Source organism: Inquilinus sp. OTU3971, from assembly GCF_038440215.1.
The window spans coordinates 1-23616 of record NZ_JASATH010000029.1; the positions used below are offsets into that span (position 1 = coordinate 1).

22 protein-coding genes and 1 riboswitch are annotated in these 23616 nt (G+C 67.7%); of the genes, 11 read left to right on the forward strand and 11 right to left on the reverse strand.

From position 1 onward, the window contains the following. Positions 1-190 precede the first annotated feature (190 nt). Positions 191-565: a response regulator gene (locus AAHM41_RS09975; protein WP_342236381.1), complete on the reverse strand. Its 375-nt coding sequence runs from the start codon at positions 563-565 to the stop codon at positions 191-193. A gap of 219 nt (positions 566-784) precedes the next feature. Between AAHM41_RS09975 and AAHM41_RS09980 the strand changes: the two genes are divergently transcribed. From AAHM41_RS09980 to AAHM41_RS10000, 5 genes are all read left to right on the forward strand, one after another. Next, positions 785-5179 (forward strand): chemotaxis protein CheB, encoded by a 4395-nt coding sequence (locus tag AAHM41_RS09980; protein ID WP_342236382.1) that lies wholly within the window; start codon positions 785-787, stop codon positions 5177-5179. Between the two features lie 278 nt (positions 5180-5457). Further along, positions 5458-6015, forward strand: coding sequence for a DUF1003 domain-containing protein (locus tag AAHM41_RS09985; protein WP_342236383.1), 558 nt, complete (start codon positions 5458-5460; stop codon positions 6013-6015). Between the two features lie 115 nt (positions 6016-6130). Further along, complete coding sequence (locus AAHM41_RS09990; protein ID WP_342236384.1) at positions 6131-6313, forward strand: CsbD family protein; 183 nt, start codon at positions 6131-6133, stop codon at positions 6311-6313. A gap of 50 nt (positions 6314-6363) precedes the next feature. Continuing rightward, positions 6364-6534: a DUF3309 family protein gene (locus AAHM41_RS09995; protein ID WP_342236385.1), complete on the forward strand. Its 171-nt coding sequence runs from the start codon at positions 6364-6366 to the stop codon at positions 6532-6534. A gap of 284 nt (positions 6535-6818) precedes the next feature. Beyond that, positions 6819-7466, forward strand: coding sequence for an RNA polymerase sigma factor (locus AAHM41_RS10000; RefSeq protein WP_342236386.1), 648 nt, complete (start codon positions 6819-6821; stop codon positions 7464-7466). Here AAHM41_RS10000 and AAHM41_RS10005 read toward each other — a convergent pair. Further along, on the reverse strand, positions 7396-7872 hold the full coding sequence (locus AAHM41_RS10005) for a hypothetical protein (RefSeq protein ID WP_342236387.1): 477 nt from the start codon (positions 7870-7872) through the stop codon (positions 7396-7398). The two genes, AAHM41_RS10000 and AAHM41_RS10005, sit on opposite strands and share 71 nt — an antisense overlap. A 32-nt stretch (positions 7873-7904) precedes the next feature. Here AAHM41_RS10005 and AAHM41_RS10010 point away from each other — a divergent pair, with 32 nt between their 5' ends. Further along, the gene (locus tag AAHM41_RS10010) at positions 7905-8543 is read left to right on the forward strand and encodes a hypothetical protein (protein ID WP_342236388.1); all 639 of its coding nucleotides are present in this window, start codon (positions 7905-7907) and stop codon (positions 8541-8543) included. 75 nt (positions 8544-8618) lie between these two features. Next, the gene (locus AAHM41_RS10015; RefSeq protein WP_342236389.1) at positions 8619-9389 is read left to right on the forward strand and encodes an SDR family oxidoreductase; all 771 of its coding nucleotides are present in this window, start codon (positions 8619-8621) and stop codon (positions 9387-9389) included. Positions 9390-9435: 46 nt separating this feature from the next. Here the strand turns inward: AAHM41_RS10015 and AAHM41_RS10020 are convergent, their stop codons facing one another. From AAHM41_RS10020 to AAHM41_RS10040, 5 genes are all read right to left on the reverse strand, one after another. Next, positions 9436-9747, reverse strand: coding sequence for a hypothetical protein (locus AAHM41_RS10020; protein WP_342236390.1), 312 nt, complete (start codon positions 9745-9747; stop codon positions 9436-9438). Between the two features lie 50 nt (positions 9748-9797). Next, positions 9798-11096: a glycoside hydrolase family 130 protein gene (locus tag AAHM41_RS10025; protein ID WP_342236391.1), complete on the reverse strand. Its 1299-nt coding sequence runs from the start codon at positions 11094-11096 to the stop codon at positions 9798-9800. 37 nt (positions 11097-11133) lie between these two features. Next, on the reverse strand, positions 11134-13416 hold the full coding sequence (locus AAHM41_RS10030; protein ID WP_342236392.1) for a glycosyltransferase family 4 protein: 2283 nt from the start codon (positions 13414-13416) through the stop codon (positions 11134-11136). A gap of 85 nt (positions 13417-13501) precedes the next feature. Then, positions 13502-13648 carry a hypothetical protein gene (locus tag AAHM41_RS10035; RefSeq protein WP_342236393.1) on the reverse strand — a complete coding sequence of 49 codons (147 nt, stop codon included), beginning with the start codon at positions 13646-13648 and terminating at the stop codon, positions 13502-13504. A 74-nt stretch (positions 13649-13722) separates the two neighbouring features. Next, a complete protein-coding gene (locus AAHM41_RS10040) occupies positions 13723-13935 on the reverse strand; it encodes a cold-shock protein (protein ID WP_342236394.1) in 213 nt (70 codons plus the stop codon). A 451-nt stretch (positions 13936-14386) separates the two neighbouring features. Between AAHM41_RS10040 and AAHM41_RS10045 the strand changes: the two genes are divergently transcribed. Together AAHM41_RS10045 and AAHM41_RS10050 are read left to right on the forward strand one after the other, a co-directional pair. Beyond that, a complete protein-coding gene (locus AAHM41_RS10045) occupies positions 14387-14833 on the forward strand; it encodes a tetratricopeptide repeat protein (protein ID WP_342236395.1) in 447 nt (148 codons plus the stop codon). Between the two features lie 119 nt (positions 14834-14952). After that, the gene (locus AAHM41_RS10050; protein WP_342236396.1) at positions 14953-15405 is read left to right on the forward strand and encodes a hypothetical protein; all 453 of its coding nucleotides are present in this window, start codon (positions 14953-14955) and stop codon (positions 15403-15405) included. 38 nt (positions 15406-15443) lie between these two features. On the opposite strand, the gene AAHM41_RS10055 is transcribed toward AAHM41_RS10050, so the two are convergent. Next, positions 15444-16496 (reverse strand): fatty acid desaturase family protein, encoded by a 1053-nt coding sequence (locus tag AAHM41_RS10055; RefSeq protein WP_342236397.1) that lies wholly within the window; start codon positions 16494-16496, stop codon positions 15444-15446. 242 nt (positions 16497-16738) lie between these two features. Beyond that, positions 16739-17638, reverse strand: coding sequence for a LysR family transcriptional regulator (locus AAHM41_RS10060; protein WP_342236398.1), 900 nt, complete (start codon positions 17636-17638; stop codon positions 16739-16741). A gap of 92 nt (positions 17639-17730) precedes the next feature. On the opposite strand from AAHM41_RS10060, the gene AAHM41_RS10065 reads away from it, so the two are divergent. Continuing rightward, positions 17731-19341, forward strand: coding sequence for a GMC family oxidoreductase (locus AAHM41_RS10065; protein WP_342236399.1), 1611 nt, complete (start codon positions 17731-17733; stop codon positions 19339-19341). A 24-nt stretch (positions 19342-19365) separates the two neighbouring features. On the opposite strand, the gene AAHM41_RS10070 is transcribed toward AAHM41_RS10065, so the two are convergent. Next, positions 19366-22284: a ribonucleoside-diphosphate reductase subunit alpha gene (locus tag AAHM41_RS10070; protein WP_342236400.1), complete on the reverse strand. Its 2919-nt coding sequence runs from the start codon at positions 22282-22284 to the stop codon at positions 19366-19368. Positions 22285-22395: 111 nt separating this feature from the next. Next, positions 22396-22585, reverse strand: a riboswitch (cobalamin riboswitch). Between the two features lie 106 nt (positions 22586-22691). Between AAHM41_RS10070 and AAHM41_RS10075 the strand changes: the two genes are divergently transcribed. Then, positions 22692-23303: an acetoacetate decarboxylase family protein gene (locus AAHM41_RS10075; protein ID WP_342236401.1), complete on the forward strand. Its 612-nt coding sequence runs from the start codon at positions 22692-22694 to the stop codon at positions 23301-23303. Here AAHM41_RS10075 and AAHM41_RS10080 read toward each other — a convergent pair. Continuing rightward, the gene (locus AAHM41_RS10080) at positions 23266-23451 is read right to left on the reverse strand and encodes a hypothetical protein (RefSeq protein ID WP_342236402.1); all 186 of its coding nucleotides are present in this window, start codon (positions 23449-23451) and stop codon (positions 23266-23268) included. The genes AAHM41_RS10075 and AAHM41_RS10080 overlap by 38 nt on opposite strands. Positions 23452-23616: the final 165 nt, after the last annotated feature.

Genomic DNA, 23616 nt, shown 5'->3' on the forward strand with positions numbered 1-23616 from the left:
CCCCGCCGGCCGGGCCCGGGCGGCCGCGCGGCCCCCCCGCGACGGTATCGCAGCGGCGTCCACCAGCTCCTGAAACCGGCGATGCGCGATCGTCGCCGGGTTCGATCCCGGCCCCGTCATGCGGCATGATAAAGCTCGGACGGCCGGCAACCCACCCCATGTTCCGTGACGGTCGCGCGCGGCTGGTCCTTCAAGGGACAGGTGCGGCACCGAGCGCGCGTTGAATGGCGCGGGCAAGGTCGGCTTCCCGAAAAGGCTTCTGCATCACCACCGCGTCCGGCCTGAGCGCTTGGACACTTGACGGGTCGCCGCTGACGAACACGTGCGGAACGGGCCTGGCCCGAAGTATCGTCTCGACAGCCGAGACACCGCTGCCGGCGCCCAATCGCGCATCGACGATCATCAGGTCCGGCCTGCACCGCATGGCGGCGGCCACCGCATCCGCCTCGGTGGCCTCGATCGCGCAGACCTCATAGCCCATCCCGCCGAGCACTTCGGCCAGCAGCATGGCGATGACGGCTTCGTCTTCCACGAGCAGGACGCGGAGCGCTGCCATTTGGTTCATGTCGCCTCCGGCACTGTCTCGGTTCGTCCAGACTTATAACCATAGCCGGCGCGAGATCGCCGAGGGCAGGCTCGGAAACTACGCAGACCCACTCCCGTTGCCGCGCCCTTGGCGTATGGGCCGCCATTCCCGGCGCCTGCAGGTCGCCCCCACGATGCGGCTGTGGTAGTATCGGGATGTTCCTCCTATTGGGAGGCAACCCCTTGAGATCCACGCACCATGCCGGGAAGCCGTCCGCAGCGGGCCGGAGCGGCCCGGCCGCGATCGAGCCGGCGTGCCTCGCCGGCGCCATCCGGGGATTTCCCGGTCGTCGGGATCGGCGCCTCGGCGGGTGGCCTCGATGCCTGCAGGAAGCTGCTGGACGGCCTGCCCGCCAAGACCGGCATGGCCTTCATCCTGGTCCAGCATCTCGATCCCACCCACGAAAGCATGATGGTGGAACTGCTGGCCGGCCACACGGCGATGACCGTGCGGCAGGCCGCGGACGGGATGCCGATCGAGCGCGAGCACCTCTATCTCATCCCCCCCGGGACCTATCTGTCGGTGGGCAACGGCGCCCTCCACCTCTCGCAACCCCAGGCGCGTCACGGCGCGCGGCTGCCGTTCGACTTCCTGCTGCACTCGATGGCGGAGGCCTACGGTCCGCGCGCCATCTGCGTGATCCTTTCAGGAACCGGGGCCGACGGCAGCCTCGGGCTGAAGTCGGTGAAGGAGGCGTCCGGACTCGTCATCGCACAGGACCCCGACGAGGCCGGCTACGACGGCATGCCGCGGAGCGCGATCACGACGGGGGCGGTCGATCTTGTGCTTCCCTTGGCCAAGATCCCCGATGCGCTCGCGACCCACGACCGAAGGATGGGGGGCATTCGTGCGCCTGACGGTTCGGCTCCGCAGGACGCTGCGCAGATCCGGCTGCCCCAAATCATCGAACTTCTGCGGACCAGGACCGCCCACGATTTCACGCTGTACAAGCCGGGGACGTTGCAGCGCCGGATCGAACGGCGCATGGCGATGGCGTCGATCGGAACCGCCGACATGGACCGATATCTCGTGATCCTACAAAGCGATCCCCGCGAGCTCGACCTGCTGGCCAGGGACCTGCTGATCAACGTCACCAGCTTCTTCCGGGACCAACAGGTGTTCGATCGTCTCGCGAAGGAGATCGTTCCCGACCTGGTCCGCAAACACTCACCCGACCACCCGCTGCGCATCTGGATCGCCGGGTGCAGCACCGGCGAGGAGACCTATTCCCTCGCCATGCTGTTCCGCGAAGAGATCTCGGCGAGGAGGCCCGACCTCAAGCTGCAAGTCTTCGCCTCCGATGTCGACCCGGATGCCGTCGCCAGGGCTCGCGAGGGGTTGTACCCCGAGACGATCGCGTCGGAGGTGTCGCCGGCCCGTCTCGCTCGCTTCTTCTCGAAGGAGGACTACGGTTACCGGGTGTCGCCCGAGCTGCGCGCGTCGGTGGTCTTCACGGTCCAGGATGTGCTGGCCGATCCGCCCTTCTCGCGCATCGACCTGGTGTCCTGCCGGAACCTGCTGATCTATCTGCGCCCCGAGGCCCAGGAGAAGGTGATCTCGCTGTTCCATTTCGCGCTGCGCGAGGGCGGCATCCTGCTGCTCGGCAGTTCGGAGACGATCGGAAATCCCGACGGCCGCTTCGACGTGATCTCCAAGCCGGAGCGGCTGTATCGGCACATCGGCCGCAGCCGGCCGGGCGATCTCGGATTTTCGGCGGGTGCCGGCGACGGCGTCCGGGTCCCGGCGCGCCCGGGACAAGGCCCGGCGCCCTCACGCCAGGCCGTTCTGGCCGAGCTGTGCCGGCGGCTGGTGATGGAGGCGTATGCGCCGGCGGCGGTCCTGATCAACCGCAAGCATGAGTGCCTGTACTCCCTGGGGCCGACGGACCGCTATCTGCGCATGGCGCCGGGCCACCCGACGCACGACCTGCTGGCGATGGCGCGGGAGGGCATGCGAACCAAGCTCCGCGCGGCGATCCAACGGGCCGGCCACGAGAATGCGCGCATCGTCGTCGGCGGCGGCCGGACCCATCATGATGGCCATCCGACTTCGTTCAGCATCGCCGTGCAGCCGGTCCAGAGCGAGGGCGAGGAGCTGCTGCTGATCTGCTTCATCGACGAGCCGAAGCCGGAGCGCGGAGCAGGTCGCCCGACCTCCCCAGGACGCGGTCCGCGGGTCGCCGAACTCGAGCAGGAGCTCGAGGCCACGAGGGCGGAGCTGCAGGGCACCATCCGCAACCTCGAGATCTCGACCGAGGAGCAGAAGGCGATCAACGAGGAAGCCCTGTCCGTCAACGAGGAGTACCAGTCGACGAACGAGGAGCTGATCACCTCGAAGGAGGAGCTGCAGTCGCTGAACGAGGAGCTGACCGCCCTGAACAGCCAGCTCCAGGAAACGCTGGAACGGCAGCGCACCACGTCCAACGACTTGCAGAACGTGCTGTACAGCACCGATGTCGCGACGCTCTTCCTCGACACCAGCCTCAACATCCGCTTCTTCACGCCCGCCACCAGATCGCTGTTCAACGTCATCCCCGGCGATGTCGGCCGACCGCTCGCGGACCTCCACTCGCTGGCCGCCGACGGCGCCCTTCTGACCGACGCCAGGGCGGTGCTGCAGACCCTCGCGCCGATCGAACGGGAGATCGAAGCGCAGAGCGGCGCCTGGTATGTCCGCCGCATCCTGCCCTATCGCACCCAGGACAACGGGGTCGAGGGCGTCGTCATCACCTTCGCCGACATCACCGAGCGCCGGCACACGTCGGACGCGCTGGAGGCGGCCAGGCGGCAGGCGGAGCTGGCGACCGCGGCGAAGTCGCGCTTTCTCGCCGCCGCCAGCCACGACCTCCGCCAGCCCCTGCAGACGCTGGCCCTGCTGCAGGGGCTGCTGGCAAAGAGCGTCGACGGTGAGAGGGGGCAGAAGCTGGTCGCGCGGCTCGACGAGACGCTGGGCGCCATGACCGGCATGCTGAATGCGCTGCTCGATATCAACCAGATCGAGGCCGGGACCGTCCGTGCGGAGAAGGTCCGTTTCCCGGTCAGCGATCTGCTGGATCGGCTGAAGGACGAGTTCACCTACCACGCGCAGGCGCAGAGGCTCGCCTTGCGCGTGGTCCCGTGCGGCCTTTCGATCCACAGCGATCCGCGGCTGCTGGAACAGATGATCCGCAACCTGCTGTCGAATGCGCTGAAATACACCAAACAGGGCAAGGTACTGCTCGGCTGCCGTCGGCGCGAGGGGATGTTGAGCATCGAGATCTGGGACACCGGGGTCGGGATTCCGGCCGGGGAACTGCAGGCGATCTTCGAGGAGTACCATCAGCTCGACAATGCCGCGCGCGAACGAAGCCGCGGCCTCGGCCTCGGACTTTCCATCGTGCAGCGCCTGGGGAATCTGCTGGGTCATCGGGTGCGCGTCCGCTCGCAGCCGGGCAAGGGGTCGGTCTTCGCCGTCGAAATCATGCTGCCGCAAAGCGAGACGGAACCGTCGCCCGAGCCGCAGCGGCACGGCAGCGATGACCGGATCGCGGAAAACGTCCCCCGCACCGGCGCGATCCTGGTGGTCGAGGACGATCCCGAGGTGCGTGAGCTCCTTGAGCTTCTCCTGAGGGACGAGGGCCACCGCGCCGCGGCGGCACCAGACGGCTCCGCGGCGCTGGAGCTGGTGGCGCGGGGGACGATCCGGCCCGACCTCATCCTCGCGGACTACAACCTGCCGGGCGGCATGGATGGGCTCCGGGTCGCCGCGAAGCTGCGGGACAGGCTCCGCCGCCGGCTTCCGGTCATCATCCTGACCGGCGACATCTCGACCGCCACCTTGCGCGACATCGCCCGCCAGGACTGCGTGCAGCTCAACAAGCCGGTGAAGCCGAGGGAGTTGGCGCAAGCGATCCAGCGCATGCTGGAGACGGCGCCATCCTCGGCGCATCCCCATGCCGCAAGCCCTGCCGAAGGGGCCGGCGACCCGGGCAAACCCGTCATCTTCATCGTCGATGACGACAGCCATGTGCGGGACGGAATCCGCAGCGTGCTCGAGGAGGACGGCCGGATCGTCGAGGACTACGCGTCTTGCGAGGCCTTCCTTGAGGCCTATCACCCGGGCCGTGCAGCCTGCCTTCTGGTCGACGCCTACCTGCCCGGGATGAACGGGCTCGAACTGCTGCAGCGGCTGAGGGATGCCGGCCATCGGCTGCCGGCCATCATGATCACCGGCAACAGCGACGTGCACATGGCGGTCCAGGCCATGAAGGCCGGTGCGTCGGACTTCATCGAGAAGCCGGTCGGCCCCGGCGAGCTGATCGCCGGCGTCGAGCGTGCCGTCGAACAATCGCGCGATGCGAACAAGCTGGTCGCCTGGCGGGAGGCCGCGGCCAACCACGTCGCGGGGCTGAGTGCGCGCCAGCGCCAGATCATGGACCTGGTCCTCGCCGGCCAGCCCAGCAAGAACATCGCCGCGGACCTCGGCATCAGCCAGCGGACGGTCGAGAACCATCGCGCCGCGATCATGAAGAAGACAGGGTCGAGGTCCCTTCCGGCGCTGGCCCGGCTGGCGCTGGCCGCTGCCTGGACCGGTGTCGACGAACCGCTCGCCTGACCTGGATTTCCAGCCTCGGCCGCGCGGCGACAAGTCAGCAGGGTTTGTTGCATTCGCAGGGCGACCGACGAACAGCCGACAGATCCTCGGAAAATACTCAGTCGCCCGCAATTGCTTGCAAGTCGACTTGTGTCGTCCCCACCTGAATCCTACCGCCGGGCCAATCCAGTGCCGGCGGGGGCTCAGGTCATCCGGCCAGCTCGGGTGCAACGTCGAACTCCGGCAAGCGCATGAAACCATCCTCTCCGTCGGACGGGCCGCTCGCTCAGGCGGGTGGCATGAACCCGCAAGTGCGCCAGCTGGCCGAACAGCTTCTCGCCACCGGTTTCGATAGACTCTCGGAGCGGGAGTGCCGGGTGATCGCCGGCGTCGCCCAGCGCACCCAGGTCAGCCGGAACGTCAATCACGCCTTCGAGGAGGAGCGGACCTTCGGCGACCGGCTCGCCGATCGCGTTGCGACCTTCGGCGGCTCATGGGTGTTCATCACGCTGTTTCTCGCAACGCTGGCCGCCTGGGCGTTGTTCAACAGTGCGATCCTGGCCGGGTTTATCGAGGCGTTCGATCCCTACCCCTACATCTTCCTCAACCTCCTGCTCTCGATGCTGGCCGCGCTGCAGGCGCCGATCATCATGATGTCGCAAAACCGCCAGGCGGCGCGCGACCGCGTCGCCGCGGGTCTCGATTATGAGATCAACCTGAAAGCCGAGGTCGAAATCATGGAGCTTCACGAGAAGCTGGATCGGATCCGCTCGCAGCATCTCGAGGAGCTGCTGCGCGCCCAGCAAGAGCAGCTTAGGCTGCTGACGCGCCTGGCCGACGCAGGCGGCGCGGTCTGAGTACATTCCGAGCCTGCCGCCGCCGCCGCCTTCCCGCTACGCTCGGAAATGTCGAAGGCATGGAGTTTCGAAGCCTTGCGACGGGTGGCTACAGCCCTGCTTGGAGAACGCTGTCATGGACAAGGATCGGATCGCCGGATCGGCGAAGGAGATCAAGGGCTCGGTCAAGGAAATCATTGGCGAGGTGACAGGCGACGCCAAGCTGCGGGCCGGCGGCAGGGCGGACAAGGCTGAGGGCAAGATCCAGAACGCCGTCGGCCGCGTCAAGGACGCGATCAGGAATGCGCTGAGGATCTAGCGGCGCTCCCGGCTCTCGCACGGCGATCATCGTCTGATGGAGCAATGGCAATGGGCACAATTCTGATCGTCATCCTCCTAATCCTGCTGTTCGGCGGCGGCGGCTACTACGCCCACGGTCGCTATGGTGGCGCAGGACTCGGCGGCGTCCTCGGGTTGGTTGTTCTCGTTCTCGTCGTGCTTTGGCTCCTCGGCGGCCTGGGCGGCATGGGCAGGATGTAGTCGACCGTCACTGATCTGAGGCAAGACTCCGATGCCTCTCGGGCGGGTCTGAGTAGTTTCCGAGTCTGGCGCCACCGTTTCGCTGCCGATTACGCTGCGCTTGGTTGTTCGAAATCTCTGGACCATCGGCACCCGGCCCCTCGGTCAAGTGTGCCGGATGCCGATGCGATGCGGGCGCAAACCGGACATCACCGACAGCATGCCGATCAACGTCGGCGACATGAATCCGGGACAAGGGCGGCCGAGCCAGGCGGCTCGCGCTGCCCTCCTCGATAGGTCATGCCATGAGCCCCGGCACCGTCGTGCCGATCATCCTGGTGGCGGCCACGACTGAAGGATGCTTCTCAATGTCGACCATCACTGCCGCGACAGAGCGGCAATTTCTCGCGACCGTGGTCCCCTGCATCCGGGATCTTCGCCGCCTCGCGATCTTCCTGACACGAAACTCCGCCGATGCGGACGATCTCGTTCAGGACACGCTGTTCCGCGCGGTCCGCAAGCTCCACCTATGGCAGCCGGGCACCAACATGATGGCCTGGCTCGTCGTGATGATGCGCCGACTCTACCTCTCGCATTTCATAGACAGCAGGCACAACCGGGCCAAGACGATTCCGATCGACGACTGGGACGCCAGCACGCCGGCGACGCAAATGCAGACGCTCGAAGTGATGGAGGTTGCGGCGCGCTGGCAGAATCTCTCGAAGGACCATCGAGAGATTCTCGACATGGTGGCGGTCTGGGGTGCCTCCTACGAGGAAGCTGCGGAGCAGCTTCGCATCCCGATGGGGACGATACGGTCCCGGTTGGCCCGGGCCCGTACCCGCCTGCGGCACGACACGGGGGCGCCGCGCCGCGCGGCCTTCAGACCAGACGTCCAATTGCGATCGCCTGGACCGAGGCGTCCACCAGATCCATCAATCGGGACGGGTTGAATTCGGGGCCGCCATCGTCGTGCAGAGCAACGGCCAGCGTGCAGACGATCGCGCTCTTCTCGTTGTCGGACATCGGGACCTCCGAATGCATCATCAGCTGCCGCAGCCACGTCGCCAGCTCCACTGGCGACATTCTCTCGGCGAGGACCTGATCGAGCATCGTCCGAGTCATATGGGCGGCGCATTCGAACTGCTCTCGATCGCCGAGCAGTCTGTTTTTGGGCATCGGGGAATGTCTCATGATTGATGGATAACGGAGCAAAACAAAACCCTGTTCCAAATTTGTGCCCTGGGGCCATTTTTTATTTTTCGGATCGCGCGAGTGTGATGATCCGACTGACAGATCCATGATTTTCGGAAGAATTCGTTCGGGATGCAGAGCTCCATGAGCGTTCGGTTCGGCCATGCAGGCTTCCGGTTCATGAAGGGACGGATGAGATGATGTACCTTTCCCCTCGGCCCTCGCAGCGCGTCCTGGTTCTCGGTCGATCGCCGGCGGTCAACCAGAGCGTGGTGGGGCCGCTTCTCGCGTTCGGCATCCCAGCTCAAGGGTCGACCGATCCTGAGGGAGCCGCCCGACAGTTCGACGCCGCCGATTTCGACCTGATCGTCTTCGGGCGCGGCATCGTCGGGCCGTTGAGCGAGCGGCTGACGCGTGACTTTACCCTGCAGAATCGCGATATCCGATGGATCGCCGCCGTCGCCCCGGCGGCGGTCCGGCAGATCCTCTCGGCGCTCGATCACGATCCACGGCTGCCGCGGCACGCGATGAACTTCCGGGTGACGGAGGACGGCTTGGACCTTCTCGTGCAGGCCACGGTCCTGTCGCCCTGCGCCGCGACCATCGAGATCTACCGTCACCCCGACGCGGACGCCCCAACTTCCGAGCTTGTCAGCCGATTCGAGGCGGAGCCCGGCCCCTTCGAACGCCGGATCGCGGGCCGTCATCTCGAACAGGCGCACACGCTCCTGATGACGCTGGGTGGGGATGAGTATTTCCTGCACCCGATCAGTGCGCCGCCGACACAGGCGGCTTCGGAAGAACAATCTTGGTTTTCGCCACGGAAGATCAACTGAAAGCAAGATCCGGGGTGCGATCGGCAGAAGTTCCTTCTACTTTTTCTGCATCAAAACAAGAAAAAGGACTTCGAGATGACCACCCTCATTCGAAAAGTCGCCATCGTGACCGGGGCCAGTTCCGGAATTGGCCGGGCGACCGCGCTGCTGTTCGCGCGCGAAGGCGCCAGGGTCGTCGTCGCGGCGCGGCGCCAAGCCGAACTCGACGCGCTCGTCGCGGAGATCCGGGAGGCTGACGGCCAAGCGGTAGCCCTTGCCGGTGACGTCAAGGACGAGGCCTATGCGAAATCCTTGGTCGAATTGGCGGCAAGCGAATTCGGAGGGCTCGACATCGCCTTCAACAACGCCGGCATCATCGGCGAGATGGGCCCCATTGCCAACCTGACACTCAAGGGTTGGCGCGAGACGCTCGACACCAATCTGACGAGCGCCTTCCTGGGTGCCAAATATCAGGTGCCCGCGATGATCGAACGCGGCGGCGGCTCTCTGATTCTGACCTCCTCATTCGTCGGCTACACGGTGGGCATGCCGGGCATGACCGCCTACGCTGCAAGCAAGGCGGGGCTGATCGGATTGGCGCAGGTTCTCGCCGCCGAATACGGGCCGATGGGGGTTCGCGTCAACGCATTGCTGCCGGGCGGCACCGACACGCCGGCAAGCGTCACCAACGCGCCGGGCGCAGGTCCCGAGGTGTTGGCCTTCATCGAACGGCTCCACGCGCTGAGGCGCATCGCACGGCCCGAGGAGATCGCAAAGTCGGCGCTCTACCTCGCTTCGGACGCATCGAGCTTCACGACCGGCAGCGCCTTGCTCGCCGACGGTGGCGTGTCGATCAATCGAAGCTGAGCGCGATCTCCGTCCGGGGCAATCCGTCAACTCGGCGAGAGCGGCATCAGGGCAGGATGCCGATGAACACCCGGCGGTAGGCGCCGATCAGGTCCCCGGCGGAGGTCGCTGCGGCCCGGCTGAGCTGTTCCGCCCCGGCTTCGCCCTCCCGCTCGACCAGCCGCACCAGCTCCTGAAACCGGCGATGCGCGATCGTCGAAGGGTCGAGTCCTGCGCCGTCATGCGGCATGACGAAACCGGGCTCCGGCAACTCGCCGGCCAGGCCCCGCAGCAGGTCGAGCAGCTTGGCGCCGGTGTCGATGCGGAGCCATCGATCCCCGTCCCATACCGATATCGTCGGCCTGATCTCCATCTGCATCTTGCGCCTCCATGTCTGTCATGCGCGGCCGGTGGCGGTTGGAGCGGCCGTCAGCCCTCCATCGCCCGCAGCAGCGCCGCGATCTCGATCGTCGCGAGTGTGGAGAAGGTGTCGGAGACCGCATAAGGCAGGATGATCTGGCCGCCATGCCGCATCGCCCCGCAGGTGTAGACGACGTTGGGCACATAGCCTTCGCGTTCCGACGGCTCGGGCCGGACCAGCGGCTCGCGCGACCGGGCGAGGACCTTGGAAGGATCATCCTTGTCGAGGAGGACCGCCCCGATCGAATATCTCCGGACCGGGCCTACGCCATGCGTCAGCAGCAGCCAGCCCTGGTCGAGCTCGATCGGCGATCCGCAATTGCCGATCTGCACGAACTCCCACGGGAACCGGGGCTTCAGGATCGGCTGGCCGCCGTCCCAGACGCGCAGGTCGTCCGAATGGATCAGGTAGAGGCTCTCGTTGTCCTGCCTGCCGATCATGGCGTAGCAGCCGTCGAGCTTGCGGGGAAACAGTGCCATGCCCTTGTTGCCGGCGGCGTCCCCGCGCAGCGGGAACATCCGGAAGGAGACGAAGTCGGAGGTTTCGAGCATCTCGGACCGGATCGCCTGGCCGCTGTAGGCGGTGTAGGTGGCGCGGAAGATCTTCGGGCCGCCCTCGTCGAATTCGACGAAGCGGGCATCCTCGATGCCGTGCGCCTGGGAGACGGTGACGGGAAAGATCACCCGCTCGCTGATGTCCTCGTCCGGCGCAAAGACCAGTTCGACCTCGTCGCCGTGTGGGCCGGGCGTCCGCCGCTCCTCACCGGGGATGGAGGCGAGCCGGGCGGACGGATCGACGGTCAGGCTGCCGTCGGCCGTGATCGAGCCCGACCGGAACGTCAGCGACGAGATATGCCCTTCGCCAACGGCGCGAAGGCTGAGGATGAAACGGCGCCCGCCCTCCGGCGCACCGGACTGGTCGGGGTGCGGCACGATGCTGGGGTTGAACAGCGCCGCCGCTTCGAAGGCATATTCGAGCAGGAAATAGGCACCGACCAGCTGGCGCTGCGTCCTGGTGAACATGGCATGGGCCGCGAAGGCGTACTCCATGTCGTCCGCCCGGGCCTCGAACCGCTCCAGCAGGCGGCGGTGGCGGCCCTCGAAATTCGCGAGCACTTCGGCCAGCTGGCCGGCGGCCGCCTCGGGCTCCAGCGCCAGCACCCGGTCGACGATGTGGTTCGCACGGGTCTTGTCGGTGGGATTCAGGTTCCGTGGCTCGGTCGCCGGCTTGAACGGGCGCACCACCACCCGGGCGGGATCCGGGCGCAGGTGGAGAGCCTGCCGGTTCAGGAAGGTGATTTGCGACAAGGCGTCCTCGGGCAGGCCAAGGGAAGGTCACGTGCGCTCATGTCTCGGCCAGTCGCGGCACGAACTTCGCCCGGCCGTCCATGACATGCGCGATGCGGCGCATCTCCAGTTGGCTGAGCAGATAGGAGACGACCGATTCGCCGCCCTGGTTCTCGTTCACCCGGTCGGGATGCAAGCCGTCGCAGCAGCCGCCGGTCTCGGGGTCGACCAGGGGCAGCGACAGGTCGTTGTCGCCGAAGAACCAGGCGAAGGCGCGCGTCGCATCGGCCCGCCATTCCGGGTCACCCTCCACGCGCCACGCCGCCAGGCAGGCGGAGACCGTCGCCGTGGCCTCCAGGGGCTGCTGATCGAAGGGCTGCGGCGCCATCCGCCTGTCGCCGAAGCTGCTCGACCCGACCGGCCGGAACACGCCCGCCGGCGTCGTCTGCAGTGACATCAGCCACTGCAGGGTCCGCAGGCCCGCATCGACGAACTCCGCCGACCGGATGGCCATCCCGGTGACGATCAGGGCCTGCGGCAGCCTTGCATTGTCGTAGGCCAAGCCGTCCTCGAACCAGGTCCAGTCCCGGGTCTCGACAGCGGCCAGCATCGACATCAGCCTTGCGGCCAGGTGGTACCGGACGCGTTCGGCGAGGGTGTCCTCGACGACGACGTCGCAATAGGCTTCGAGCCCGAGCAAGGTGAAGGCCCAAGCGCGGGGCGAGGCGAAGGCCTCGGCCGCCGGCAGCGCTTCGGCGAACAGCGCGGCGGCCCAGCGCCGGCGCGACGCGCTGGCGTCGTTGCGGGCGCATTCGCCCAGGGCCCAGAGCGTCCGGCCGTGGCTGTCCTCGGAACCGCTCTCCTCGAGCCAGCGCCGGTCGAAACCCATGAAGTTGCGGAACCGCTGCGTGCCGGGATTCCAGGCATGCTGGACGAAGGCCGCAAGCCGGGCCGTCAGAACCTCAGGCAGACGCGCCTCGCGAGGATGGTTGAGGGCGCAGGCCACCAGCAGCGCGCGGGCGTTGTCGTCGACGCAGTAGCCGTGGGACCGGTCGGGCACCGAATACACCGCATGCTGGAACAGCCCGGTGTCGTCGCACATCGACAGGAAATGGCCGAGCTGTGTCGCCGGTGGCGTGAAGCCGAGACTCATCGGCTCGCGCGGGTCGGGCCGCTCGACCACCCGGAACCGATTCCCGCGCCGCGCCCGTTCGAAGACCTCCCGGTATTGCTCCGCCGTGCGCGCCCAGGTCATCGACCGGCTGCTCGCATAGGCGCGCCGGCGCATCGCCTCGCGCCGGATGTCGTCGGTCAGCAGCCCCGCGACCGCCGTCCCGGTGGCCGCGGCGTCGCCGAATGGCACCAGGATGCCGCGGCCGCCGGCCAGCAGTTCCCGGGCATGCCAATAGGGCGTGGAGACCACCGCCTTGCCGAGGCCGAAGCTGTAGGCCAGGGTCCCCGACGTCATCTGCGCCTCGTCGAGATAGGGCGTGACATAGACGTCGCACATCGAGATGAACTCGAGCAGCGTGGCCAGATCGACGAACTGGTCGAGCAGCACGACATGATCCTCGACCCCGCGATCCCGCGCCCGGGCCACCAGGCTTTCGCGGTAGACCTCGCCCTGGTCGCGGATCAGGTTGGGGTGCGTCGCGCCGAGCACGACATACATCGTGTCGGGCCGGCTCCGCAGGATTTCCGGCATGGCATCGATCATGACCTCGATGCCCTTGTTGGGGGACAGGAGGCCGAAGGTCAGGATCACCGGCCGTCCGGCGAAGCCCAGCTTGGCCTTGGCCGCGGTGGGCTCGGCGAAAGCCCCGTCGGGAATACCGTGCAGGATGACATCGATCTTGTCCGCCGGCACGCCATAGACCGTCTGCAGCAGGTCGCGGCCCTTCCTGGCCATGACAACGACCCGCGCCGATGCGCCGATGATCCGGCTCAGCACGTCCCGCTGCGCCGCCGTCGGCTCGGCCAGGACCGTGTGGAGCGTGGTGACGACCGGCATGGCCAGGCGCGACAGCAGCGCCATGACATGACCGCCGGCCTCGCCGCCGAAGATGCCGAATTCATGCTGGAGCGAGACGATGTCGAACTGGCCGGCATTGAGGGCATCGGCCGCCCGGGCATAGTCTTCGATCCGGTCGTCGGCGATCTCGATGCGGACCGCAGCCGGGTAGTCATAGGCGCGGCCGGGGTCGGTCATCGCCGCGATGCAGGTGTCGGCCACCGCGTCCGACGCCGCGACCGCCTGCTGCAGATCGGTCGTGAAGGTCGCGATCCCGCAACGGCGCGGAAGCGAATTGCCGATGAAGGCCACACGGATCGGCTGGGTCACGGCGGTGCCTCCATCGGAACGGCCGTCCGCCCGCCGCACGGCGACGGGAAGACGGTCCGGAAAAGGATGATCGATGCGCCGGGCCTCAACTCTTCTTCTTGCCGTCGCCGGCGCCCGCGCCCGCGGCCGCCACCCGGCCCAGCAGGCTCATGGTCGCACCGTGAACCACCGGCTTCCCCGCCTGCTTCGGCTTCCGGATCTCCCGGTTTTTGCGTTTCTGCCCTTTGGCCATGAAATCTCCTGTGCGCCGATGCGGCGGCGTCTAGTCAGTGATGAAGGAAGGCAGCGGCAACCGCGCCGGCGCGGTCAGTCCACGGCTTTGAGATTGTCCGCGGACGGCTTCCCGCTCCTCTGATCGGTGACCAGATCGAAGCCCAGCTTCTGGCCCTGGGTCAGCTGGCCGAGGCCGGCGCGCTCGACGGCGGTGATGTGGACGAAGGCGTCCTTGCCCCCGTCATCCTGGGTGATGAAGCCGAAGCCCCTCTGGGCGTCGAACCATTTGACGGTTCCCGTTGCCATGAATTCCTCTTTTCGCAAGCATCGGCCCGGCCGGCCCGTGACATTCACGGGGCGTCCGATTTCGCATTCCGATGAGAGAATCCGGATTTCCGCCGCGCCCAATGGGCAAAAGCCGAAGCTCTATATCCAGAATTGATCCAGTAATCATGGACCAGAGTCGTTGAGATCCCTAGAAAATACGACGATCAATCCGCAAAAAATAAAGCGGCAAAATCACTGCTGAATACGTGATATATTTCAACCACATACGGATGCGAGTGAGATTCAGAAATATAACTCTTCACCGGATTGCGATGTTTTTGGTCGCAATAACTATTGGCCGACACCATATCGATAGCCATAAGGCAGAGAATCGCGTCCGGAATGCGGCGCGACCGGGATATCGGTCGTCCGCTCCGCTGAGCCCTTCCGGCGTTCCGGTCGCCGGGCCGCCGGAACAAGGAGAGCACCAGTGAAGATCGACAGCATCAGGCGGCTGCAGCGGGACGCCGAGCTCGGCGATGCCGTGGCGCAGTTCAATCTCGGTATCGTCTACGGCAATCGCAACGGTGAACCCGGCTATACCGCCGAGGACCGGCGGATCGATGCCATCCGGTGGCTGGAGCGCTCGGCGAACCAGGGCCTGCCGCGAGCGCAGAACCGGCTGGCCGAAATCTACGTCGAAGGCCCGGACGCGCCGAAAGACGCGGTCAAGGCTTGCGCCTGGTTTCTCCTGGCGGCGGGGCAGCCCGGCGCCCGGGGCCAGGACGCCCGATCGGGCTACAAGCGGGCCGCCGCGCATCTGACCGCCACGCAGGTCGCACAGGCGCATCGCCGGGCATCGCGCTGGAAGCCGAAGATCGAGGCGGAGCAGATCAAACCAGAGGTGCCGAACCTCCTCGCCACGGCGCCGCAATGAAGGCCTGGTTCGTCCCACCCATCGTGATCCCGATCGGCCTCGTGGTGCTGATCGTCGTCTACGCCACAGTCCGGGCCTTCGCCTAGCCGCAGGCCCGGGCGAGGATGAAGGAGCCGCGAATGACCATGCGGACCAGCAGCAGGACCGTGACCTTCGCCCGGCCGTTCACCCTGAGCGGCATCGACGGGCCGCAGCCGCCTGGAACCTACACGGTGGAGACCGACGAGGAGCCGATCGACGGTTCGTCGCCCCCGGTCTACCGGCGGGTCGCGACGATGATCCGCCTGCCCGGCCGGCCCGGCAGCGGCGAGCTGGTCCAGGTCGTCACCGTGGATCCGGAGGAGCTTGCCGCGGCTTTGCTGCGGGATGGCGTGCCGCCGGCCTCACCCGCGAAAGCCGATCCTGCGGAGGACGCACATGCCGCGGCCCGACCGCAAGAACCGCCGGGGCAGCCCGCGCCGCGTCCGTTCGACCGGCTGCTGGACGGCTGGCGGTACTGGGCAGCGACCAAGCCCTGGATCGTCGCGATCGTCGCCGGCGTCCTGTTCGCCACTCTCATCGTCGCCTGGTGACCGGGCTGACGCGGCAGGCGCGCCGCCGTCAGACGTGTTCAGCTTCGGGCGATGGAAGCGGCCGAGAAACCGACCATCTGCTGCCGCTGCTCGTCCCACAGCGCGAAGAACGGGGCGCGCAGGGCGTCCCACAGGGTCAGGCTCGGCACGGCATGCAGCTGCTGGATCGCGGCGTGGCAGGCCGGCAGGCGGTAGTTCGGGATGCGCGGATTGAGGTGGTGGATGTGGTGGAATCCGATGTTGCCGGTGAACCATTGCAGGATCCGCGGCAGCTTCAGGTAGGATGAGCCCTGCAGCGAGGCCGTGCCGAACCGCCATTCCGCGTCCCGCTGCCACAGCGTCTCTTCGAAGCGATGCTGAACCGCGAACAGCCAGACGCCGATGATCGAGGCGATCACCATGATCGGCAGCTGGACCAGCAGCACGCGCTCGAAGCCCAGGGCAAGCCCGAGCCCGACGAAGAGAATGACGATGCCGGCGTTGGTGGCATGGACCGACAGCCGCTCCCGGCGCCAGTCCTTCGGCGTGTCGAAAGGAATCCGGTAGAGCAGCAGGAAGACCAGCGGCGGCAGCAGCAGCCCGGTGATCACCGGATGGCGGCTCAGCCGATACAGGAAGCGGCGGCGCGGAGAAAGGGCCTGGTATTCCGAGACGGTCAGGCAGGTCGAGTAGATGTCGGCCCCGCTGTCGCGCCGGTCGAGATTGTTCCAGACGGCGTGATGCCCGGCATGCTGGCGGCGCCAGTTCGCGAAGGGTGTGAAGGTGATCAGGCCGCACAGGCGGCCGAGCGCGATGTTGGCGCGGCGGGACTCGAAGAAAGACGAGTGCCCGCAATCATGCTGGATGATGAAGAGGCGCACGGTCAGGCCGGCCGCGATCACCGCCAGCCCGAGCGTCAGCCAGTACGACACCCCGAAGCTGGCATACATCGTCGCGCAGACCGCGATAAAGCTGGCCAGTGTCGAGGCCAGCTGCCAGACCGCCCGCGGCAGGCTCGGCGTCCGGAAACGGGCCACCTCGGCCCGCAGCGCCGCATCGGCATCGACCAGCAAGCGCGGCTGTGCCGTCACGGGGTTCGGAGTGCTTTGCATGTTTGTCCCTGAACTGCCCAGCGGAGCCGGGCGCTACCATTCTTGAGAATTCTCGAGGGCAAAGCAGACGACAACAGCGCTCCACAACAGCAAGCAGTGCAACTTCGAAAGGTGCGGAAAGCTGGGCTCCGCGCTCGATCACGAGCATTGAGCGCTGGCCGGACAAATCTCGGTCGACCCAATAGATATGGGATCGGCGACCGGTGATTGTAAGCCAAGGCAGGAAGCGGGATCCTGCGGCCTCAGCGATCCATCAGGAAATCGCCGTGCCGCTCGACGCAGCGGCGGATGAAGTCCCGCAGGACCCGGATCCGCGGCAGGTCCATGTGCTCCTCATGCGCGCTGATCCAGTAGCTCCGGCGCAGCCTGACCTCGCCGGGCAGGACCGCGGCCAGGGTGGCGTGGTGCTGCGCGATGAACCGGGGCAGGACGCACAGCCCGTCGCCCCGCAGGACGGCATTGAGCTGCCCCAGCAGGCAGGTTGCCTGCAGCGGCACGGCCAGGCCCGGCAGGACCTCGCCGAGATAGTCCAGCTCGCGCGTGAAGATCAGGTCGTCGACATAGCCGATGAAGCGGTGCCCGCGCAGATCCTGCCGGGTCCGGACCGGCGGGGCCTTGGCGAGATAGCCGGCCTCGCCATAGATCCCGAGGTCGTACTCGGTCAGCCGCTCGGTCTGGAACCGGCCCCGGGCCGGCGGCGCCAGCGTCACCGACAGGTCGCCCTCGCGCTGCGACAGCGACAGGATCTGCGAGACGGTGACCAGCTCGATCGTCAGCTGCGGATAGGCCGAGGCGAACTCGCCCAGATGCTTCGCCAGGAAGTGGTTGCCGAATCCGTCGGGCGTGGCCAGGCGGATCTTGCCGACCAGCCCCGCCTGCGGCCGTCCCAGCGCCTCCGTCGCCTCCCGCGCCGCGGTCTCGACCCGTTCGGCATGCGGCAGCAGCTCGGCGCCGGCCGGGGTCAGCATGTAGCCGACCGGGCTCCGGTGGAACAGCGCCGATCCCAGGGCATGCTCGAGCGCAGCGACGCGCCGGCTCACCGTGGCATGGTCGCTGCCGATGGCGCGGGCGGCGCCGCTCAGCGTGCCATGCCGCGCCACCTCGACGAAGAATCTGAGGTCATTCCAGTCGTAGCGACGCATTCTGTTCATAATCGCACAGGGCCTTGGGGAACATTCCCGTATTGCTGATCAAATTCTCCCAGTAATGCAACCGCAGCAGCGGGAGGATGGCGATGGCCGGCGATCAGGAGTTCGATTTCGTCGTCGTGGGCGGAGGTTCGGCCGGCTGCGTGCTGGCCAACCGCCTGTCCGCGAGCGGGCGGTATCGGGTGGCGCTGGTCGAGGGCGGCGGACGCGACGACTGGATCTGGTTCCACATCCCCGTCGGCTATCTCTTCGCCATCGGCAATCCGCGGTCGGACTGGCTGTTCCGGACGGAGCCCGTCCCCGGCCTCAACGGCCGCAACCTGGCCTATCCCCGCGGCAAGGTGCTCGGCGGCTGCTCCGCGATCAACGCCATGATCTACATGCGCGGCCAGGCCGCGGATTACGACGGCTGGCGCCAGCGCGGCCTGGTCGGCTGGGGCTGGGACGACGTGCTGCCCGTCTTCAAGCGGCATGAGGACCATTGGCGCGGTGCCGATGCCCTGCATGGCGCCGGCGGAGAGTGGCGGGTGGACCGGCCTCGGCTGCGCTGGCAGGTCCTGGACTCGTTCATCAGCGCGGCGGAGCAGGCCGGGATCCCGCGGTCGGCCGATTTCAACACCGGCAGCAACGAAGGCTGCGGCTATTTCGACGTCAACCAGAGGCGGGGCCGGCGCTGGAGTGCCGCGCGGGGATTCCTGCGACCGGCATTGAAGAGGCCGAACCTTACAGTCTTCACCCAGGCGCTGGCCGAGCGGATCATCGTCGAGGACGGGCGGGCGACCGGCGTCGTCCTGCGCCGGGACGAACAGGAGCACCTGCTGCGGGCGCGGGCGGAGGTCATCGTCTCGACCGGCGCGGTGGCGACCCCTGCCCTGCTGGAGCGGTCGGGCATCGGCGACGGAGAGCGGCTGCGGCAGCTCGGGATCGAGGTCGCGCGCCACCTGCCTGGCGTCGGCGAGAACCTGCAGGATCACCTGCAGCTGCGGCCGATCTTCAAGGTCACCAACGTGCCGACGCTGAACATGCAGTACCGGTCCCTGCTGCGCCGCGGCCTGATGGGGGCCGAATACGCCCTGCTGCGGCGCGGGGCGATGACCATGGCGCCGTCGCAGCTGGGCGCCTTCACCCGCTCGGCGGCGCAGTACGAGACGCCCAACCTGCAGATGCACATCCAGCCGCTGTCGCTCGACAAGTTCGGTGACAGCATGCATCCGTTCCCGGCGATCACGACCAGCGTGTGCAATCTCCGCCCCAGCAGCCGCGGTTCGATCCATGCGCGGTCGAGCGATCCCGCGGCCCCGCCGGTGATCGCGCCCAACTATCTGGCGACGGCGGAGGACCGCCAGGTCGCGGCCGATTCGATCCGGATCGTGCGGCGGATCATGCGGCAGCCGGCTATGACCCGCTATGCGCCGGAGGAGCTCCGGCCCGGCCCGGAGCTGCAGTCCGACGCGCAGCTGATCGCGGCGGCGGGGGATGTCGGGACCACCATCTTCCACCCGGTCGGGACCGCCAGGATGGGCGTCGACAACGATCCGATGGCCGTTGTCGACGGCTCCCTCCGGGTCCGGGGCGTCGCCGGTCTGCGGGTGGTCGATGCGTCGGTCATGCCGACGATCACCTCGGGCAACACCAACTCCCCCACCATCATGATCGCGGAGAAGGGCGCGGCCATGATCCTCGACGCGGCGCGCTGACCCGCCGAGGATCTACCGGAACCGCTACTGGCAGGCTTCGCAGGTCGGGTCGTCGATCGGGCACACCATCGGCGCCCCGTCGGTCAGCGTCAGCTCGTCGGTTGCCGGGGCCGGCGCGGGGGCGGCGACGACCGGAGCCGGGGCGGAGACGGCGTTCAGCTTGCCGTCGGTGCCCTTCAGCGTCGACTTCTCGACATGGGTCGCGCTCATCGCCCGCAGGTAGTAGGTGGTCTTCAGGCCGCGCTTCCAGGCCAGGCGGTAGAGCGTGTCCAGCTTCCGGCCGTTCGGGTTGGCGATGTAAAGGTTCAGCGACTGGGCCTGGTCGATCCACTTCTGACGCCGCGCCGCCGCCTCGACCAGCCAGGAGGCGTCGATCTCGAAGGCGGTGGCGTACAGCGCCTTGAGGTCGTCCGGCACCCGGTCGATGGCGCCGAGGCTGCCGTCGAAATACTTCAGGTCGGAGATCATCACCTCGTCCCACAGGCCGAGCGCCTTGAGGTCGCGGACCAGTCCGGGATTCACCACCGTGAAATCGCCCGACATGTTGGCCTTGACGTAGAGGTTGCGGAACGCCGGCTCGATCGACTGGGCGACGCCGCAGATGTTGGAGATGGTCGCGGTCGGCGCGATCGCCATGGTGTTGGAGTTGCGCATGCCCACCGTGCGCACCCGCTCGCGCAGGCCGCTCCAGTCCAGCGTCGTGGAGCGGTCGAGGTCGAGCACGCCGTCGCGCGCCTCGGCCAGCAGCTCGACGGAGTCGATCGGCAGGATGCCGCGGCTCCACAGCGAGCCGTCGAAGGATGGGTAGCGCCCGCGCTCGGCCGCCAGGTCGACCGAAGCGGAGATGGCGTGGAAGCTGATGATCTCCATGCTCTCATCGGCGAAGCGCACCGCGGCGTCGGACGCGACCGGCAGGCGCAGCGCCTGCAGCGCGTCCTGGAAGCCCATGATGCCGAGCCCGACCGGGCGGTGCCGCAGGTTGGAGCGGCGCGCCTCGGGGATGGTGTAGAAGTTGATGTCGATGACGTTGTCGAGCATCCGCATCGCCGTGCGGATGGTGCGCTCCAGCCGTGCCCGGTCCAGGCCAGGGCTTCCGTTAGAATTGGCGCCGATGTGGTTGGCGAGGTTGACCGAGCCGAGGTTGCAGACCGCGACCTCGTCATCCGAGGTGTTCAGCGTGATCTCGGTGCACAGATTCGAGGAGTGCACGACGCCGACATGGCCCTGCGGCGAGCGGATGTTGCAGGGGTCCTTGAAGGTCACCCAGGGGTGGCCGGTCTCGAACAGCATGGTCAGCATGCGGCGCCACAGGTCGAGCGCGCGGACCTGCTTGTGCACGCGGATCTCGCCGCGCGCGGCCTTGGCCTCATAGGCCTCGTAGGCGGTCTTGAAGGCCGGGCCATACAAATCGTGCAGGTCGGGCACCTCGTCCGGCGAGAACAGGGTCCAGGGGCCGTCGGCCTCGACCCGCTGCAGGAACAGGTCCGGCACCCAGTTGGCGGTGTTCATGTCGTGGGTGCGGCGGCGGTCGTCGCCGGTGTTCTTGCGCAGGTCGAGGAATTCCTCGATGTCGACGTGCCAGGTCTCGAGATAGGCGCAGACCGCGCCCTTGCGCTTGCCGCCCTGGTTCACCGCGATGGCGGTGTCGTTGGCGACCTTCAGGAACGGCACGACGCCCTGCGACTGGCCGTTGGTGCCGCGGATATGGGCGCCCAGGCCGCGCACCCGGGTCCAGGAATTGCCCAGGCCGCCGGCGTATTTCGACAGCAGGGCGTTGTCCTTCACCGCCTTGAAGATGCCGTCCAGGTCGTCTGCCACCGAGGTCAGGAAGCAGGAGGACAGCTGCGGCCGCGGCGTGCCGGCGTTGAACAGCGTCGGCGTCGAGCACATGAAGTCGAAGGAGGAGATCAGGTCGTAGAACTCGATCGCCCGCGCCTCGCGGTCGATCTCGCGCGCGGCGAGCCCCATGGCGACGCGCATGAAGAAGGCCTGCGGCAGCTCGAAGCGGATGCCCCCGGTCTGCAGGAAATAGCGGTCGTACAGCGTCTGCAGCCCGAGGAACTGGAACTGCAGGTCGCGCTCCGGCTTCAGCGCGGCGGACAGCTTCGCCAGGTCGTAGCGCGCCAGCTCCGGGTCCAGCAGGTCGACCGCGATGCCCTTCTTCACATAGGCTGGGAAGTACTCGGCATAGCCCTGCGCCATCTCGGCATGGGTGGCGCGGGTCGGCCGGCCGTAAACGAAGGACAGCGCCTCGTGCCGCAGCAGGTCGAGCAGCAGACGGGCGCTGACCTGGCTGTAGTTCGGCTCGGTCTCGATCAGCGTGCGGGCGGCCATGATCGGCGCCAGGGCCAGTTCGGCCTCGCTGATGCCGTCATAGAGGTTGCGCCGGGTCTCGGCCAGCACAGGCCCGGCGGCGACATCGTCCAGGCCGGCGCAGGCCTCCTCGACCAGCCGGACCAGCCGCGCCTGGTCGAGCGGCGCGCGGCTGCCGTCGGCCGCGGTGACATGCAGCGCCGGCGCCACCGGGGACGCCTCGACCTTGGCCGCGGCGGCGGCGCGCTCGCGCGACCGCTCGTCGCGATACAGCACATAGGCGCGGGCGACCTTGTGGTGCTCGCCGCGCATCAGGGCCAGCTCGACCTGGTCCTGCACCTCCTCGATGTGGAAGGTGCGGCCGTGATCGGCCCGGCGGGTCAGGGCGCCGACGATCTGGACGGTCAGCCCCTCGACGATGTCGTGCACCCGGCGCGAAGCGGCGGCGCCGGCGCCCTCGACCGCCAGGAAGGCCTTGGTCAGCGCCACCGAGATCTTGGATTCGTCGAAGGCGGTGACGGCGCCGTTGCGGCGGATCACCTGATAGGCCGGCTCGGCCGATGCGCGCGGCGCGGCCGGGATGGCGGGTGCGCCGGCGAGGACGCGGTCGGATTCCTGGATGGCTGACATCGGCAAACCCCATGATCGTATTGGGGCTTGGGCCGAAGATGCGGAGTCGACGACGCGCCGGCAGGCCGGCGCATTTCGCTCATCGCACCGTCGGGACACCCCGCCCGAGGACGCACTACGCGATCACGGACCGGTCTCCTGGCTCGCGGGTCGCCATCGGATCGTCCGACCTTCCCAGCGGTTGCCCGCCAGTGGCCCGAACGACGAACCGACTCGCCGCTTACAGTTGCGGGGGCAGCTCCGGCCTTGCCGACGAGCGGCGCACCGGATTCCCTTGGTTGCCCGTGATGTCTAGATATAGACGTCCTTCCGCTGGTTTCCGTCAATACCTAGTTGGGGTCGCCGCAAACTTCGCAATCCAAGTGCGTTTTGGACTCGCCGCCTGAAATCTCGGACTCTGCCCCAGCATGATCGAAGCCCTCTACCCCTCCCCGCCCTGGCGGTTGCGCGGCACGGTGCGGGCGGCGCTGTGGCGGGTGCCCCGGACGGACCTGCCGGGGCCGCTGCCGGACGGGGCACGGCCGCTGGGCTGGGGCCGGAGTGCGCTGCTGGCGACGGTGCAGGCGACATGGGAGCCGGGCGGCGACCTGGCCTATGCCGAGCTGGTGGTGGCGGTGCCGGTGCGGCTGGGCCAGCGGATCGGGCTCGCGATCACCGCCGCCTGGGTCGACAGCGCGGCGTCGCTGGCCGGCGGCCGGGCGCTGTGGGCGATCCCGAAGCGGCTGGGCCGGTTCGAGATGGCGGCGGGGCGGACAGAACTGACCGACGCGCAGGGACCGGTCGCCGGCTTCACCGACCGGCCGGGACGCGCCCTGCCCCTGCGGCTGCCGGTCCCGCTCCGGATGCTGCAGCCGGATGGGACCGGTGTCCGGACCACGCGCGCCGCCGCAACCGGCCGGCCGCGCCTCGGCGGCCTTGGCTGGGAGTTTCCGCCGGACGGGCCACTGGCCCTGCTGGCCGGCAAGCGGCCGCTCCTCACCCTCACGCTGGCAGACGCCGAGGCACGGTTCGGGCTGTGACCGGCCGGCCCGCGCCGTCGGCGCAATCCGGCTGTGGCGGCTCGACCCAGAAGGGCAGGTCGGCCAGCTCGCGCGGGGTCATGGCCAGCAGCGCCTCGGCGCCGTCGGGCTGGCGCCGGCGGTCCCGGCGCCGGGAGAAGAGCATCATCGCAGCCTCCTCGGCAGATCTTCTCCAACAGATAGGCCCGCCGGCCGGCGGTCGGGATGGACAGTGTCTCTCCAAGGAAGGAGAAAATCTCCATAGGCCGGCGGTCGCATCCTCCGGCCACCATGCTCCGCCCGGGCGGAATCAGAGAGGACTGGAAACCTTTCG